At 51.3% G+C, this 17,199-nt stretch carries 15 protein-coding genes; 12 read left to right on the forward strand and 3 right to left on the reverse strand.

All coding sequences use genetic code 11. From position 1 onward, the window contains the following. Positions 1–2: 2 nt before the first annotated feature. Complete coding sequence (gene mtnA, locus ACFOLF_RS09320; RefSeq protein ID WP_210038495.1) at positions 3–1,058, forward strand: S-methyl-5-thioribose-1-phosphate isomerase; 1,056 nt, start codon at positions 3–5, stop codon at positions 1,056–1,058. A 106-nt stretch (positions 1,059–1,164) separates the two neighbouring features. Here mtnA and ACFOLF_RS09325 read toward each other — a convergent pair whose 3' ends face one another. After that, a complete protein-coding gene (locus ACFOLF_RS09325) occupies positions 1,165–1,470 on the reverse strand; it encodes a YunC family protein (protein WP_210038494.1) in 306 nt (101 codons plus the stop codon). 186 nt (positions 1,471–1,656) lie between these two features. On the opposite strand from ACFOLF_RS09325, the gene ACFOLF_RS09330 reads away from it, so the two are divergent. Continuing rightward, entirely contained in the window at positions 1,657–2,175 is a 519-nt protein-coding gene (locus ACFOLF_RS09330; RefSeq protein WP_210038493.1) for a hypothetical protein, read from the forward strand. A gap of 68 nt (positions 2,176–2,243) precedes the next feature. Here ACFOLF_RS09330 and ACFOLF_RS09335 read toward each other — a convergent pair whose 3' ends face one another. Beyond that, positions 2,244–4,157 (reverse strand): putative bifunctional diguanylate cyclase/phosphodiesterase, encoded by a 1,914-nt coding sequence (locus ACFOLF_RS09335; protein ID WP_379113968.1) that lies wholly within the window; start codon positions 4,155–4,157, stop codon positions 2,244–2,246. Positions 4,158–4,314: 157 nt separating this feature from the next. Next, complete coding sequence (locus ACFOLF_RS09340; protein WP_379114099.1) at positions 4,315–4,698, reverse strand: DUF423 domain-containing protein; 384 nt, start codon at positions 4,696–4,698, stop codon at positions 4,315–4,317. Between the two features lie 82 nt (positions 4,699–4,780). Between ACFOLF_RS09340 and ACFOLF_RS09345 the strand changes: the two genes are divergently transcribed. The 10 genes from ACFOLF_RS09345 to ACFOLF_RS09390 all read left to right on the forward strand — a co-directional run bounded on the left by ACFOLF_RS09345 (position 4,781) and on the right by ACFOLF_RS09390 (position 17,194). Then, positions 4,781–5,227, forward strand: a complete 447-nt coding sequence (locus ACFOLF_RS09345) for a hypothetical protein (RefSeq protein WP_210038492.1) — start codon at positions 4,781–4,783, stop codon at positions 5,225–5,227. 276 nt (positions 5,228–5,503) lie between these two features. Continuing rightward, on the forward strand, positions 5,504–6,658 hold the full coding sequence (yhbH, locus tag ACFOLF_RS09350) for a sporulation protein YhbH (RefSeq protein WP_210038568.1): 1,155 nt from the start codon (positions 5,504–5,506) through the stop codon (positions 6,656–6,658). Positions 6,659–7,019: 361 nt separating this feature from the next. Further along, positions 7,020–8,642, forward strand: a complete 1,623-nt coding sequence (locus ACFOLF_RS09355) for a response regulator transcription factor (protein WP_210038491.1) — start codon at positions 7,020–7,022, stop codon at positions 8,640–8,642. 1 nt (position 8,643) lies between these two features. Beyond that, the gene (locus ACFOLF_RS09360) at positions 8,644–10,422 is read left to right on the forward strand and encodes a cache domain-containing sensor histidine kinase (RefSeq protein WP_210038490.1); all 1,779 of its coding nucleotides are present in this window, start codon (positions 8,644–8,646) and stop codon (positions 10,420–10,422) included. Positions 10,423–10,436: 14 nt separating this feature from the next. After that, positions 10,437–11,732 carry an extracellular solute-binding protein gene (locus tag ACFOLF_RS09365; protein WP_210038489.1) on the forward strand — a complete coding sequence of 432 codons (1,296 nt, stop codon included), beginning with the start codon at positions 10,437–10,439 and terminating at the stop codon, positions 11,730–11,732. Between the two features lie 138 nt (positions 11,733–11,870). Further along, complete coding sequence (locus tag ACFOLF_RS09370; RefSeq protein ID WP_210038488.1) at positions 11,871–13,265, forward strand: ABC transporter substrate-binding protein; 1,395 nt, start codon at positions 11,871–11,873, stop codon at positions 13,263–13,265. A 102-nt stretch (positions 13,266–13,367) separates the two neighbouring features. After that, positions 13,368–14,270, forward strand: a complete 903-nt coding sequence (locus ACFOLF_RS09375; protein WP_210038487.1) for a carbohydrate ABC transporter permease — start codon at positions 13,368–13,370, stop codon at positions 14,268–14,270. 24 nt (positions 14,271–14,294) lie between these two features. Then, positions 14,295–15,140, forward strand: coding sequence for a carbohydrate ABC transporter permease (locus ACFOLF_RS09380; protein ID WP_210038486.1), 846 nt, complete (start codon positions 14,295–14,297; stop codon positions 15,138–15,140). A 286-nt stretch (positions 15,141–15,426) separates the two neighbouring features. Then, positions 15,427–16,659: a DUF2157 domain-containing protein gene (locus tag ACFOLF_RS09385; protein WP_210038485.1), complete on the forward strand. Its 1,233-nt coding sequence runs from the start codon at positions 15,427–15,429 to the stop codon at positions 16,657–16,659. After that, positions 16,646–17,194, forward strand: a complete 549-nt coding sequence (locus tag ACFOLF_RS09390; protein WP_210038484.1) for a GDYXXLXY domain-containing protein — start codon at positions 16,646–16,648, stop codon at positions 17,192–17,194. The genes ACFOLF_RS09385 and ACFOLF_RS09390 overlap by 14 nt, the downstream gene beginning before the upstream one ends. Positions 17,195–17,199: the final 5 nt, after the last annotated feature.

A 17,199-nucleotide genomic window follows, 5' to 3' on the forward strand; every position in this document is an offset into this window, starting at 1 on the left:
TCATGGAAAATTATAAAGGACTTCAATCCGTTGTCTGGGCGGGAGATCATCTTGATCTGCTGGACCAGCGCTTGCTGCCTGAGGAGGTTGTTCATCTGCCGCTCACAACCGGCCAGGATGTGTGGGAAGCCATTCGTCATCTCAAGGTGCGCGGAGCCCCGGCGATCGGAATAGCCGCCGCCTACGGCGTATTTCTTGGCAGCCGGTCGGAGTCAACTAAAGCGGAGTGGCTGGATGCGGTAAATCAGGTATCTGCCCACCTGGCTACGTCCCGGCCGACTGCAGTCAATTTATTCTGGGCACTTGACCGCATGAGGGCCCGGGCCAAAGAGCTCGAAGCAAGCGGGCTTAATCTGGAGGCTTGCAAAGAGGCGCTGCTGGATGAAGCAAAAGCGATTCAAAGCGAGGATGAGGAAACATGCCGGATGATCGGCGAACATGCGCTTGGCTTGTTTGAGGATGGCATGGGCGTTCTCACCCACTGCAATGCCGGCAGCCTGGCTACGGCCAAGTACGGCACGGCTTTAGCTCCCTTCTATCTTGCGCTGGAACAAGGCATCAAGCTGCGCGTCTTCGCGGATGAAACGCGGCCTGTCCTGCAGGGCGCCAGACTGACGGCCTTCGAACTGCAGCAGGCGGGTGTCGACGTCACGCTGATCTGCGACAACATGGCCGGCATGATCATGAATAAAGGCTGGATCGATGCCGTTATTGTCGGAACAGACCGCGTTGCGGCAAACGGTGACGTTGCCAACAAGATCGGGACATACAGCGTTGCGGTTCTCGCCAAAGCGCATAATATTCCGTTTTATGTTGCTTGTCCGCTCTCCACCGTTGATTTGAATACGGCAAGCGGAGAGCTTATTCCCATTGAGGAGCGGGACGCGGAGGAAATTACGGAGGGCTTCGGCAAGCGTACCGCCCCAAGAGGCATCAAGGTATATAATCCGGCCTTCGATGTTACGCCACACGATTATGTAACAGCCATTATTACGGAGAAGGGTGTCATTAAACCTCCGTATGACGTCAATTTGAAGAAACTGTTTGAAACGCTGTGAGCGGAATTCATTAAACGAATAGATCAGCAAAATATAACAGAGGATTGTCTATTGAAGCATTACGCGCTTGAGGCGGATGCCGGACAAGCCTCTGTTATTTTGTAATCTACAGCATCAGCCGAATGGCGTCTGAACCCTTCATTCCGGGAACAATGCCAAGAGTTTCTGCAGCTTCGGTAACGGACTCAAGCGGAGCATCCATCAGCTCTTCCAGCGTCCGCACGCCAACCGCCCGGCCAGCGATAATTCCCCGATCCTTCAGCCTTTCATTTAACAGCGCCACATCAAGAGCGCCGCACATAATGTAGCCCGTGTCTGTCGTTACTGCAAGCAGGGTCGTTTTGGGCAGCTTCACTTCCACACCAATCACGTGAATGCCGCCATCCAGCGAAATCGGAACCATGCGCATCATTCAATACCGCCTCCTTAATAAGGAACCATTGGCTTATTTACTATATGTCTGCCGAAGCCATCCGGAATAGGACATATGACTCAAGTTTATTGACGAATTTCATCCAGATAACAAGTGAAAATAGGACTACATTTATTGGTCCTTTAGTGGTATAGTGATTCTACTTATGTTAGTCATGGAGGCATTATGGATACTAAAGGTAAAACAAGCAGCATAGAACAGTCCGCCTACTTGTTTAATGTAGATATATTGGTAGAAGGCAATACGAATGCGCTCGCAGCAGAGCGTCTCCTGCATCTGCTTAATCAATGCGGATTTGCTGACTATCGCATTAAATCAGGAATCGAACTGGGCAGGCTTATTGAAGCGCTGGAATCCGCCGTATCGGGGAAACCCGCAATTGGCAGCCCTTACATCGCTGAACCGCCAGCGGGCGGCAATCCTGCGGGACTTCAGGAGCATCGTACTGAAGCAGCGACGGCCACTATCGAAGAAGTGCCTCAAATTATTGACCGGGTACGCACCAGTATTTCCGAGAACCGGCTGATCCGCCTCTCGGTGAATAAGGGATTTGGCGTACGCCTGAACATTCCATGCCGAATAATCAAGCTTGATGAGAGCAGCCAAATGCTCACTGTCTATCATGTGGATGAGAAGCAGGTATACACGTTTACATTGAATGAGATCGATGATTTTGTGATTTGACACGGAACAAACGATTGACTGCCAAGCAAGCGAAGGGAGCCTCCCCGATAAGGAAGGCTCCCTTTTTTTTATTTGAAGCTCATGGTATGCAGCATTTCTGTAATCTCATAGCCGGTAACAGGCGGGCTCCATAGAAAGCCCTGCATCTCATCGCAAAGATGCTTTTGCAGAAATTTCATTTGGACTTCAGTCTCGACGCCTTCGGCGATTACTTGAAGCTGCAAACTATGCGCCATTGCAATAATCGCAGCGACTATGGCCGCATCCCCGGGATCATGCTCGATATCGCTCACGAATGACCGGTCAATCTTCAAACGGCCGATCGGCAGATTCTTCAAATAATGAAAGGAGCTGTACCCGGTTCCAAAATCATCAATGCTGATATGCACGCCAAGCTTGGTAAGCTCCAGCAAACAGCTGGAGGCATGCGTGACATCCATCGTCATCGTTTCCGTAATCTCCAGATCGAGGTATTGGGCTTCCAGCCCCGTCCGGTCCAGAATCTCCGCTACTCTTTCTGTTAAATTCTGCTGCAGGAACTGTCTGATCGACAGGTTCACGGAGACCGGGATGGGAGGAAGCCCCGCAGCCTGCCAGGCTTTATTTTGCCGGCATGCCTCCTCCAGCACCCAATCGCCAATTTGCACAATGAGCCCGCTCTCCTCTGCCAGAGGTATAAATTGCCCCGGTCCCACAATTCCCCGCTCAGGATGCTCCCAGCGGATCAAAGCCTCCACGCCCACAATTTCACCCGTAACCAAATGATACTGAGGCTGATAATATAAAATAAATTCCTTCCGCTGAACCGCCCGCTTCAGCTCGTGCTGAAGCGTCAGACGCGCAAGGGAACTGTTATCCCATTCCTCAGAATAAATGAAACAGTTATTCTTCCCGCTGTCCTTCACCCGGGCAAGCGCCATGTCCGCTTTCCTGAGCAGCACGCTTGCATCATCGTCGTCAAGATTGTTTGTGGCGATGCCGATGCTCACTGTTACATGCAGCGGGACTCCCTGCAGCTCAAAGGGCTCCTCGATCAGGTGCAGCACTGCTTTGGCTTTACAGAGCAGCTCGTCCTCCGTACCTGCGTCTGTATATAGAATGGCGAACTCATCGCCTTCCATGCGTGCCGCAAGATCAGGCTCGGGCAGACCGCGGTTGAGCCGTTCAGCCATCTGCATCAGCAGCATATCCCCGAAATCTCTTCCGAACGAAGCGTTAATCAGCTTGAAGCGGTCGACATCCAGATACAGAATCGCCAGCCGCTTCCCCGAGGCTTTGGCTCCACTCAGGCACTCGTTCAACTGCATCATAAAGGATCTTCTGTTCGGGAGGCCCGTCATGTCATCATAATAGGCCATATAACGGATTCGCTCGAGATTCCGCTTGCGGTCGCTGAGATCCGTGCTGATTATCACGGTTCCGATAATCCGGCCGTTGTTCAGCACCGGTGCCGTTTTCACATGAATATCAAAGAAATGTCCGCGGCTGTGAATCGTGCTGACCGTCATTTCCTTGACTTTCCCTCGCAGCGTCTGCCTGAAATTATCTACAATCTGCCGACGGTGAGCCGGATCAACATAAGGCAAGAACATCCTGCCCAAAAGCTCCTCTTTCTTGTATCCGAGAAGCTCGCTGGTGGATTCGTTCAGCTCGACAATCCGCCCTGATCTGTCAAGCACCATCAGTGCAACCGCATCGAAGGTAAGCAAGGACTCCGCAATCCGGGTATAAAAATCATTCGTTCCCGGTAATTGATTACGTCTGATCAAAGGAATGATCAATCCATAGATCATTCCACCCGCAGCCGCCGTTACCGCCAGCGTGCTCCACCAATAATCAAAAGAAGACAGCCACCAAAAGCTAGCCGCCATCCAAACCAGTGCAGCCATACCGACGCCAAACGTTGCTGCCCAATAAATGCGAACGCTTACAATTCGATGGTTGGCGTTCTTTCCTGAGGTCTCCGCCGCATCATTGGACACGAATATCTTCCTTTCTGATTCTGAGTCTTATCTGAAGCCTATTATAAACGATAATGGTCATATATGGATACTCCCTGTGGAGGATTTATCCAATTAAACGACAACAGCCGACTTCTTTCACGGATTGTGAAAGAAGCCGGCAGTCGAATAAAGGCGATTATTCGCTCTTGGCCTTCCAGAGGGCATAAGCTGCCAATCCCCAGGATATAATGAAGGCCAACCCGCCAAGCGGCGTTATGGCCCCAAGCCACTTGACATCGCTGAGACTGAGCGCGTACAAACTTCCCGAGAACAAAAAGATGCCTATATGCATAAAGCGGGCAGCCCAGCGCATGGCGGCAATATGAGAGCCAAGCCGCGTCGAGGCCAAAGCGAGCAGAAACAGCCCGATCGCATGATACATATGGTACCGGACGCCAGTCTCGAAGACATTTAGCATCTCCGCCGTGAGGCGGCTTTTCAGGCCATGCGCCGCAAAAGCGCCGAGGGCTACCGCAAGCAGCGCATGCATCGCGCCAAACGCTCCGTATTTGTTAAACAAATCCAATCACAACCTTTCCAAATATGTGAAAAATCAGTTACAATGAACGAAAATCAATTGGAGTGGAGGAGTATGTACCCGTATGAATGATAACGAAGAACAGAGTTATCACCTGAAGGATACATTTAATCCGGAACCGGCCTTTGAACCCGAGCCGGTCAGGAGCCAATCGAAGCTTGGAATCGCTTCTTTTATCATTGGCCTCGCAAGTATTGTCGGCTTCATTATTTGTTCCATCATCGCAGCTTCGTCTATTATGGACTACATCACGGCTGACGGCAAGACTGTTCAAAATATTGAAAAATTCTCGGAAGAAATCGCGAAGGACGCCCCTCTTCTGCTATCCATTTTATTTATGATTGTCAGCATTGGCCTGAGCTTGATCGGACTTATTCTGGGCATCGTCGGAGCTTGCATGAGAAATACCCGCAAAGCGTTCTCCATTATCGGAATCGTACTGAACGGCCTTCTCTCCTTTGGCTTTGCCGCCTTGTTCGCTGCTGCTTTGATTACGCAGATGAGCGCCTGACCAGATACGAATCTCAAAGACTGCAGTTGCCATGAAGGGGCATTTGCAGTTTTTTTTGCAAATATAAGAAAGTATAAAATTTCATCATACTTTGCTTATATTTCTGAGGAAAGAAATTAACTTTGCCGCCAAAGGACGGCACAGCCGTTTCTTCTTGTTTGCGCGGTTTCAAGATTAATAGGATTGGATTTATTTTGCTTCACATAACCTCCCCGGACTTGAATACAATGAATAACAACAAGCAAGAGAGGGTTGGAGGTGTAAGACTTGGAGGCTATGAATGGACCGTTGTTTATTGTTTCGCGCGAGGATTGGTCCCTGCACCGCAAAGGACATGAGGACCAGGCCAGACATCAAGAGAAGGTTCGGGAGGCCATTAAGCAGAACCTTCCCGATATCGTAACCGACGAGAGCATAGTGCTCTCCAACGGCAAGCAAACGGTGAAGATCCCCATCAAAAGCATCGACGAATCTCATTTTGTCTACAACTACAACAAAAAGCAGCATGTGGGACAAGGTGACGGCGATTCCCAGGTTGGAGATGTGCTTGGCACCGATCCGCAATCCGCCCAGGGCCCCGGCAAAGGCCAGGGGGCTGGTGATCAGGCAGGCGAGGATTACGTCGAAGCGGAGATTACCATCGATCAGCTCGAGGATATGCTGTTTGAAGAACTGGAGCTGCCCAATCTGGAGCAGAAGCAAAAGGATGTCCTGGAAACGACGGATGTTGTCTTTCAGGATATCCGCAAGAAAGGCATCATGTCCAACGTCGACAAGAAGCGGACCTTGATTGAAAATATAAAACGCAACGCCAATGCCGGCAAATCCGGGATCGGCGGCATCTCCCCGGACGACCTGCGTTTTAAAACCTGGAACGAGGTCATCAAGCCCCAGTCCAACGCTGTTGTGCTGGCGCTTATGGATACATCCGGCAGCATGGGCTCCTTTGAGAAATACTGCGCACGCAGCTTTTTCTTCTGGATGACCCGCTTTCTCCGGCGAAAATACGAGCATGTGGAAATCGTCTTTATCGCCCATCATACGGAAGCCAAAGAAGTGACAGAGGAGGAATTCTTCACCCGCGGCGAAAGCGGAGGAACGATCTGCTCTTCCGCCTACAGAAAGGCATTGGATATTATCGATCAAAGATATCCCACATCGAACTGGAACATCTATCCGTTTCATTTCTCCGATGGCGACAATCTGACCTCTGATAACGAAAAATGCGTGAAGCTGATCGAACAGTTGCTCGAGCGGACCAATCTCTTCGGATATGGGGAGGTCAACCAGTACAACCGCAGCAGCACGCTGATGTCAGCCTATAAGAACATCGCCAATAAGAAGTTCATGTATTCCATAATCAAGGACAAAGGAGAAGTATACAAGGCGCTCAAAACCTTCTTCTCCAATCCGGCTGCAAGCAGCAGCTGATGCACCCATCCCGCTTGTCTTCCCGGACGAGCGGGACTTTTTTCATGTTTTCCATAAAATGGCCGGCAGGGATACTATTCTCTTATCTCAGAGGGGAAATTTCCATGATCGGCCTTTTCCGTGTGTTTGTTCGCGCAGAATCATATAAAATATAGTTAACGCTTACATTTCAGATAATTCGCCTGTTTGCTGAGCAAATGGAAGGATTTGCTTATCTAAGACCCCTCTAATTCGACGGATTTCATGTCATATTTAATGACATTACCTTGTTTTTATTCATTCCATTTTCCTTTATACTGAGTATAAACAAGACTTATGAGTTATATAAAATAACATATTGAGTAACAAGGAGTGAACATCGATGTACAAGGTGATTCTGGTTGACGATGAAGCGGTCGTCCGGCACGGCTTGAAGCATACCATCGACTGGGCTCGCCACGGGTTTGAATTAATAGGCGATTACCCCAACGGACGCGAGGCGTGGGAGGCTGTCGAGGAGCATAAGCCGGACCTCATCATTTCCGATATATGCATGCCTTTCATGGATGGCCTCGAGCTTGCCGGCGCCGTCGCCAGCACTTATCCTTACATCAAAATGATCATTCTAACCGGCTTCGATGAATTTCAATACGCCCAGCAGGCTATCCGCTTGAAGGTGTCCGATTTCGTGTTGAAGCCCATTACCGCTCAGGAAATACGGGATTTGCTAGATAAAGCCAGAAATGAAATGGATGATGAAAGGAAACGTCTGGAGGATCTCGGCAGACTGCAGGCGCAGCTGACTCAAAGCCTGCCGCTGCTGAAGGAGCGTTTTCTTGAAAGGCTTGTTATTTCCGGCCTGGAGGAAACGGAAATCGCAGAGCGCTTCGCGTACTTCGGGCTGCCGCCGATGCCGCCGCTGTATTTGGTCATGGTTGTCGATATCGACGATTTCGGCAGCGGGCAGAGCACTGAGTCCCATAATTACGATGAAGAAATTCTCCGGCTTGCGGCCTTCGACATGGTAAATGAGACGATAAGCGACGGGTTTGGCTTGCTGCTTCGCACCCGGGAGGAACGGATGGTCGTCATCGCTTTTGGCCGGCAGGATGAGAGCGCCCTCTATGAGCAGACTTTCCGCCTCGCCGAGGAAGCCAGACATCGGATTGAGAAATTTCTTAAATTCACGGTGACGGTCGGAATCGGCCGCGTCTGCTCATCCGCATCCGGGCTCCCCGGCTCCTATAGCGGCGCACTGTCCGCGCTTGAATATCGTTTCCTGCTGGGCAAGAACCGGATTCACAGCATTCTTGATATGGAAGGCAAGCCCTCCTTCCCTCTGCAGCCCGCTCTCGATTGGGACCGCAAGCTTGTCGCGGCAGTCAGGATGAACTCCTGCCAGGAGGCTCAGCAGCTGGTCACCTGCCGGGTCAATGACCTGCGCGCCTCGCATGCCCCTATGGAAGCGTGCGTGCTGGAAATACACAAGGTGGTGCTTTCCCTGCTCAATACCGTTCAAGAGCTTGGATCTCCCCCTCAAACCACAGCGCTGTATAATCAAATCAATGAGCTGTACCGCTACAAAACGCTCGATGATATAGAGGCGTGGTTCAAACAGCTTGTCCAATCGATTATGACGGCAATCACCGAAAACCGTGCCCAGTTTACCAATATGCAGATTATGCGGGCAGTCGAATACATCGACACCAATTATGCCAATGAGAAAATATCTCTGCAGGAGCTGTGCCGCCACGTTCTGATGAGCACCAGCTATTTCAGCCTTGTCTTCAAGCAGCATACAGGCGAAACCTTCGTGGAGTATCTCACCAGAGTCCGCATGGAGAAAGCCAGGGAGCTGCTCCAGTTCACTTCTCTTAAATTCTATGAGATTGCTGACCGGATCGGATACGGGGATCCCAATTATTTCAGTATTTTATTCAAGAAGCATGCCGGCGTATCGCCGCGGGAGTACCGCGACCGCTTGGCAAAGGAGCGGGCAGGCTGACATGTTCAGACAGCGGAGGCCCTTCTTCCCGATTCTCCCTTTCAAAAGCATACAATCCAGCATATCGCTCGCCTTCTCATTGCTCATTCTTGCAACCATTGCCGTGACCAGTCTGATCAGCTACCGCCTTTCCGTCCGTTCTGTGGAAATCAATTCCCAGAGCTACATCGAAGAGGTCATCAAGCAGGTCAACGGCAATATTCAATCCTATATTGACAACATGGAAAATATTTCGCTGCTCGCCATGACCAATAAAGATGTGAAATACTACATTTCCAGCAACAGCTTCATCAGTGACGAGGACCGCAGGCCTTACGAGAAACGGATTTCGGATTTGTTCCAGGCCATTCTGTACACCCGCAAGGACATCGCCTCCATCATGGTCTTCGGCTATAACGGCCGTTATGTATCGGACAGACGAATTACAACGCTTGATCCGGGCGTCAAGCCTCAGACCCAGGACTGGTATGTCAACGCCCAGAAGCAGGGCGGGCAGTCCGTTATCTCCGCCCCGCATGTGCAAAATCTGCTCCTGAACGAATCCCGTTCGGTCGTCTCCTTGAGCAGGGAATTGAAAAGCACGGACGGCATCACAGCCGAAGGCATCTTTCTGGTTGATTTGAACCTCAGCGTAATCAACGATATATGCAGCACCATCAATTTGGGCAAGCAGGGTTATGTGTTTATCGTGGATAACGGCAGCAGCATCGTTTATCATCCGGAGCGGCAGAGCGCAAGCCCGCAGCTGGTCGAGCCTATCCGTCAGGTGCTCGCCACTGCAAGCGGCGGCTCCTTCATGGTGGATGATAACGAAGGCAACCGCATGTACACCGTGCAGGATACCAACTTTGGCTGGAAAATCGTCGGCGTCGCGTATACGGACGATCTGATCGCCAACAAAGGAACGATCCGCAATTCGATTGTGCTTTACTCTGTTTTTGGCCTCGCGATCTGCCTCCTGCTCTCCCTCCTGCTCTCGCACAGGCTCTCCAGGCCGATCAAGAATCTGCAGCGGGATATGAAGAAGGTGGAGAAAGGAAATTTCGAGATCCAGACGGAAATCGGAGCGATGAACGAAATCGGCCAGCTCGGACGGACCTTCAATATGATGGTGGGGCAAACCCGGAATTTGATGCAGGAAATGCTGCAAACCCAGGAAAACAAGCGCAAAAGCGAGCTGCAGCTGCTGCAGGCCCAGATTAATCCGCATTTTCTGTACAATACCCTCGACTCCATCGTCTGGATGGCCGAGCAGAAGCAGCACGAGGAGGTAGTGCTGATGACCTCCGCATTAGCCAAGCTTTTTCGCGCCAGCATCACCAAGGATAAGGAACTGGTGCCTATCGGCGTGGAAATCGAGCATATTACCAATTATTTGCTTATCCAGAAGATGAGATACGACAATCAGCTTGACTATGTCATTGAGGTGCCGGAAACGCTGCTGGATTATCTTTCACTGAAAATCCTGCTGCAGCCGTTTGTTGAAAATGCGATTTATCACGGCATCCGCCATTTGCCGGATATCGGCCTCATTACCATTCGCGGAAAGGAAATGGAGGACCGGATTGTATTTGAGGTGGAGGACAATGGAAACGGCATGACGCCGCAGCAGCTGGAGCAGCTTTGGGCAGGCGGCCCCGACCGGGGAGATAACGGCATCGGGATCAGCAATGTGAATGAACGCATCAAGCTCTATTTCGGGGACGGGTACGGCGTTCATATCCGCAGTGAGCTGGAAGAAGGAACCTGCGTTATGATTACGATTCCCAAAATGGTCTAGGAAGGAGAAGGCCCATGCGTATTCGGCAAACCGCATCAAGCCCCATGAGGCAGTCACTGCGTTGGTGTCTGTCTGTCACGCTCCTGATCATGCCGCTGCTGCTCAATGCCTGCACGCCATCCGTACAAACCTTGTCTGTTCAAGTCCCTGAAAAACGCTCATTAATCCGCTTTGTCGCTTCTGAATACAGCTCGGAGACCCGGCCCCTGCTGGAGAAGCTGGTCAAACAATTCACCGCTATGCACCCTGATATCGACATCGAGCTTCAGGTTGCCAACTGGGACATTCTGGATGGCATCTATACAGCTATGATCAGTCAGGGCCAGCCCCCGGATCTGCTCAATACGAATGTATATGCCCATTTTGCCAAGGATGGTCTGCTGAATGATTTCAATGAACTGCTGTCCCCGGAGCTGAAGGCCAAATTCTACCCGAACCTTCTCGGTATGGATGAAATGGACGAACATCAATACGCGCTCCCTTATGTCACGACAAACCGCAACCTGTACTATAACCGGGAATTATTTCAGAGCGCCGGCATCGCCTCTCCTCCGGCAACATGGGAGGAGCTCCGGAAAGATGCCCTGCTAATCAAGAAAACGGGACTTGCGCACGGGTTCGGCGTCGATCTGACCGACAATGAAATACAAGCCTACCTCTCCTATTTCTTCTTCGGGGCAGGCGGCGGCTGGATCAAGGACGGGAAATGGACGATCAATTCGCCGGAGAATATCGCAGGGCTCAGCTTTATGAAGGAGTTATTCGATCAGGGGCTGACGGATCCGGAACCGACGATCACCACACGCGACGAAAAGCAGCGGATACTTGGCGACGGCAAGCTCGCGATGATGATATCCGGCAACTATTTCAGCTCGGTAATGCCCCGGGAATTCCCCAAGCTCAAGTGGGGAGTCGGTCCGATCCCCGTCAAGAAAGGAGTTCCCGCCATTTCATTCGGTGTCCAGGATGTGCTGGTCTCTTTCAAAACCGATCATACCGACAAGAAAGCCTTGTCCGCCTTTATCGATTTTCTCTACCAGGACCCTGTGTATGAGGAGATGGTGCTCAAAGAGGGATTCGTCCCCGTTACCCGACCGATCGGCGACAAGCTGTCCCGGACCGACAATGTAATGAAACGGAATCTGGACGCCATGCAGAAGGCCAAATTCTATCCCATCCAGCAGTCCGCCTGGCAGGCGGTTATGGACACTGCGCGCAAAATGGGGGATGCCGTGCTCTATGACCATCTCCTGCCCGAAGCTGCGCTGGATCAGCTGCAGAAATTCGCCGAGGATCGAAGCGGACAATAAGAAAAGAAGATAACAAAGAATTCAGGGAAGATAATCGATAGAGACGAAGGCTTACTCCCTTTATGATGATGTCAGGCGCTAAAGATCCGATGCCGGATCGTCTCCAAGCGACAAACATGACTAGGGAGGGTTTGCTGTATGATTTTCAAGAGAAAAATGGCTGCACTTGGTATTGCCGCTTTACTGGTCGTCCTGCCCCTCGCGGGCTGCGGCTCATCGAATGGGAATGCGACAGGGAACAAGCCTGCGGCGGCGAATGAAACGCCTGCAAACACAAGCACCAATACGGATGCCGGTACAACTGCGGAACCGGATCCAGCTCCGGCTGCGGAAACCAAATTAACCGGCGATTTTGAAATTCAATATTTTGTAGGCGGATATGGCGACAAATGGTGGAAGAAGGTCATTGCCGACTTTCAGGCGGCCAATCCGGATTTGAATATCAAGGAACAGGCCGGTCCCAAAATCAATGATCAGAACAAACCGCGCTGGATCGGCGGCAACCCGCCGGATTTCGTCTACATTGACGGACCGGGTCTGAACGACCGCCAAATGGTCGAAGACGGACAGCTGGAGGATTTGACGGAATGGATCAAGGATGCCAAGAACATCGACGGCGAGCTGATCTCCGATATTTTGGCGCAGCCTCCGCAGCTGTATGACGGCAAAGTCTACAACATTCCGCTCGTGCTCAATTCATGGGGCGTGTTCTGGGATAAAGCGCTGTTCACGGAGAAAGGCTGGGCTGAGCCAACGGATTTTGACTCGTTCCTCGCAGTCAGCGACCAAATCAAGGCAGCCGGCGTGACGCCTTTCATTCATACCGGCAAATATCCGTATTACATTAATGGCGCTATTCTTTATCCCGCTATCGTATCAGCCAACAATAATGACTATAAAATTCTTCAGGATATGGCCGCCAACAAGGTCGAAGCCTTCCAAAGCCCGGCCGTTCTGACGGCTCTGAACAAAATCGTGCAGCTGCGCGACAAAGGCTTTATCGACAAAGCATCGATTCAAATCAATCATACCGATTCGCAAATGCTGTTCCTGCAGCACAAGGACGCGTTCATCCCGAACGGTCTGTGGCTGCCCAATGAAATGGCCAAGGATATTCCAGGCGGCTTCAGCTTCGGCTTTATCCCTTCGGTCACGCAGGACAAAGGCGGCAAAGTCGTCGCCAATACGTCAACGTCAACCGTGGCCATTGCCAAAAACGCCAAAAACAAAGAAGCGGCCAAAGCGTTCCTGCAGTTCGTCTTTTCCAAAGCGCAGGCTTCGCAGTGGGCAGAGCTCAGCGGTGCGCCTTCCAACATCAAAGGCGACATCAGCAGCTCGAATGCGCCAAGCTTCGTTAAGGATGCAGCCAAATATTTGACCTCGCCCGATACGATCGTCATTCCGACCATCACGTTCAACGCCGATGTGGATAAAGCGATGCAGGATGCAACCGATGCGCTTACGATCAGCACGATTACGCCTGAAGAATGGGTAACCCGCGTAACCGATGCCGTGAAAAAAGCAGCCAAATAAACCGGTGAGGCATCAACATTCGGGGAATGGGAATGACAGGCAGGGGCCAGCCTTGCCTCCTCATTCCCCGTTAACTTTATTCCATCAGGACGGTGAATGCTTATGAATTCCGGAACGGCAAAGCGGCAGCGCAATCTGTTTATCGCTGCCTTCATCCTCCCTACTTTCCTGTTCTTCTGTCTATTCATGATCTATCCGGTCATCCAGGCGCTGTATTATTCCTTCTTCGACTGGTCCGGCATGTCGCAGAACAAAACCTTTATCGGATTGGACAATTTCAAGGAGATGTTCCGGGACCCCATCATATGGCGGTCAATCGGAAACGATTATTTTCTGGTTATCGGCAAAATCATCGGCATTATGATCATCGCCACCTTCTTCGCCGTGGCGCTTACCCGGTTTAATTTTAAGCTTGCCGCTTTCTTCCGCTCGATTTTTTTCATACCGAATGTCATCTCGGTTGTAGTCATCGGGGTGCTGTGGAATTTCATCTATAATCCCCAGATCGGTTTCCTGAACGGATTTCTGTCGCTCTTCACGGAAAATAAAGTGGATATCACCTGGCTCGGCTTCCCCAAGCATACCATCTGGATGCTGCTGCCCCCCGCCATCTGGGCCGGCATCGGATTTTATATGATCCTGCTCATTGCCGCGATACAGAACATCCCGGTCTCGTACTATGAAGCAGCGGCCCTTGAAGGCGCTGGACAGTGGCGTCAATTCCGCCATATTACAGTCCCGCTGATCTGGGAGCAGATGAAGGTTTCTATCATCAATATTATGATGACCACCCTGAACGGCTCGTTCGTAATCGTGTGGATTATGACGGAGGGCGGACCCGACAATTCCACCCAGGTTATGGGCTCCTATCTGTACCAGATGGCGTTCCGGCAGTATCACTTCGGCTACGGCGCCGCCATCGGCGTACTTATCCTGGTCCTGTCGCTTATCACCACCGTTACTCTTCAGCGGCTGTTTCGCCAGGAAACCATCGAAGTCAGCTAATGTTTAAAGGAAGGGGCATTCATCATGAATTCGGGCCTCAAAAATCCGGTCACCAAAATAATGGCTTACGCCATCCTTTTCGTATGGGGCGTATCCGTGCTTTATCCGCTGCTGTGGACGCTGCTGGATTCGCTCAAGAATAATGAACAGTTCTTCAGCAATGCACCCTGGTCACTGCCGGAATTTCCGCTGCTGTGGAGCAATTTCTCCTATGTATGGAGCAAATATAATTTCAGCAGATACTTCGTCAATTCCATCGTCGTGACCAGCGGCTCTACGCTGCTCGGACTGCTGCTGGCCGCCGCTACAGCCTATGTGCTGGCCCGCTACAAGTTCAGAGGCAGCCAGGCGCTCTATCTGCTCTACATTGCTTCCATGATGGTGCCCTTCAGCCTGGCTTTGATCCCGCTGTTCTTCCTGATGGATTCGCTGCATCTGATCAATACGGAGCTGGGATTGATTCTGGTATATGCGTCCAGCGTGCTGGCCTTCGGCATATTCGTGCTGGTCGGCTTCTTCAAATCATTGCCCAAGGAGCTGGAGGAGGCTTCAGTCGTCGACGGCGCTTCCCATTACGGCACCTTCTTCCGCGTCATGCTCCCGCTGTCGCAGCCCGGACTCATAACCGTAGCGATCATCAACGTGCTCAATATCTGGAACGAGTATATTGTCGGCACCATTCTGATCAACGACCCGGACCATTATACGCTGCCTGTCGAGATCGGCGTCCTGCGGCAGGAAATGGAATACCGTACGGAATGGGGCCCTTTGTTTGCCGCTTTGCTCATCACGATTGTTCCTGTCCTGATCATGTATATGTTCTTCCAACGGCGGATTGCCAGCGGGATTACAGCAGGCGCTGTCAAATAACAAGGGAGCTCGCGCTGCCCGAAAAAAGCCATCACCCTGAAGAGTTCAACAGGGCGGTGGCCTTTTTTATTTTCCCCGAAGCCCAGATTCTAATTTGCCTCCGCAGGGTACCACATAAAGATAGTACTATTCACACATTCTACCGTCATTATAATAAGAGACAGTAAGAAGAAATGGCCGCTTCCGTCTTTTAGCGAAAAAGTCAGTTTCTTCCTCAAAATATCAGATCAAGCAGAGGCCAATTCTATACATTCTGATATTTCCATGAAAGTTGAGGTGCTTGCATATGAGCAGAAGATGGCTGGAGCAGGAAGGCGCGGCCTGGACGAAGCAGGGGATTATTACGGACGAACAATACAGGCGCATTCTGGAGCTGTACCCGGAACAAAAACGTGCTGCCGGTTTGATTCCCATACTGGGCAGCATCCTCGTCGGCCTTGGGATTCTCAGCTTCGTAGCTGCCAATTGGCAGGACATCCCCCAGCTTGTCAGACTGGTACTGATGATGCTGATCATGACCGGTTTATATGCATCCGGCTGGCTGCTGGATAAGAAAGAACATGACAAGCTTGGAATTGCCCTCATCAGCCTTGGGCTGATCAGCTTCGGAGCAAGCATTGTGCTGATTGGCCAAATGTTCCATCTGGTCGCTTACAACGCTGCTTCTTTTACCATTTGGAGCGTCGCGGGCCTGTTCACCGCCTTCCTGTTTCGAAGCCGTTATTTGTATATTCTCAGCCTGCTGATCTGTACGCTGACGCAATGGTACAGCTCGACGGAATTTCATACATTCAGCTACGCTGTCCTGGTCATCACAATCGCCGGCTTCGGTGCCTACTGGTGGCAAAGAAAAGATGCGCTGCTGGGCTGGTGCCTGGCCGGAAGCTTCGTGCTGCAGGCGCTGCTTGCCATCATCGGAAATGACTGGGCGTTTACCTGGTTCTTCATACCCGTATGGCTGCTGTATGCTGCTGCAGACTTGCCCGGAGACCGCAAAACGTTCTACCCGTTCCAGGCCGTGGCGCTCATTGCAGCTTTTATTTTCAACTGGTTTCTCGTCCTGTTCTGGGAGAACGACTACAGCAGCTTTCGAGAAGACGCGGCGGCGCGGCCTCTTCCCTATATCATTCTGCTGGCCATCCTGCTGCTTCTCTCGCTTGGCGGCAAATGGCAAAATAGCCGTTTAGCGTCCAGTCCGGACTGGATTCTTGCCATTCCCTTCTTCTATTTGGCTAACGGAACCGGTCTGCTAACCCTGCTATCCCTGTTTATCTTCTCGCTCTATTTATTATGGAACGGTTATCTCGAGGAATGGCGGCTCAAAATCAATCTCGGCACCCTGCTGTTTCTGATCAGCACCATGACCGCATACGGAAAGCTCGCATGGGATTTCATGGACAAATCGCTGTTCTTCATTCTTGGCGGCATTCTTCTGCTTGTACTCGGCTGGTTCCTCAACCGCCGCAGGCAGCAGGTATTATCCGGCATCAGAGAGGATGAGCATCATGACCCGAATTGATTTCATGCAGCGGCACCGCACCAAGCTGTTTATCGTTCTGATCGCGGCGCAGATTCTGTTTCTGGGCGGACTTGTCAGCTACCACTATGCTGCTTTATGGTTTGGCCAGGAGGCCAGGCTTGCGACCACTCCCATTGATCCCCGCGATCTCCTGTACGGAGATTATGTGACGTTGAACTATGAGATCAGTCAGCTTGATCCCGGCCTTTGGAGAGGACCGGGCAATCTGCCCGAAGAAGGCGACAAAGTCTATGTGGTGCTGCAGCTTGCGGCGGACAGCGATGTTTATCAGGCAAAGGCTCTTTATTCCCGCAAACCCGCCCCATCCGGAGGCGAGCTAATTATAAAGGGCAGGGTCCGTTACGCAACAAATACAGGAATCTTCATAAACTATGGCTTAGAGAAATTTTATATCCCGGAGAATACAGGCAAACAGCTCGAAGAACAGACGGACAGTCTGGTTGTGAAGGTCAGAATCGCCCCTTGGGGGAACGCCGTAATTGAAGAGATCGAACCTTTGACACAGCCCCGCTAAAACGG

It is taken from the genome of Paenibacillus sepulcri (genome assembly GCF_042647105.1).
GTDB lineage: Bacteria > Bacillota > Bacilli > Paenibacillales > Paenibacillaceae > Paenibacillus_Z > Paenibacillus_Z sepulcri.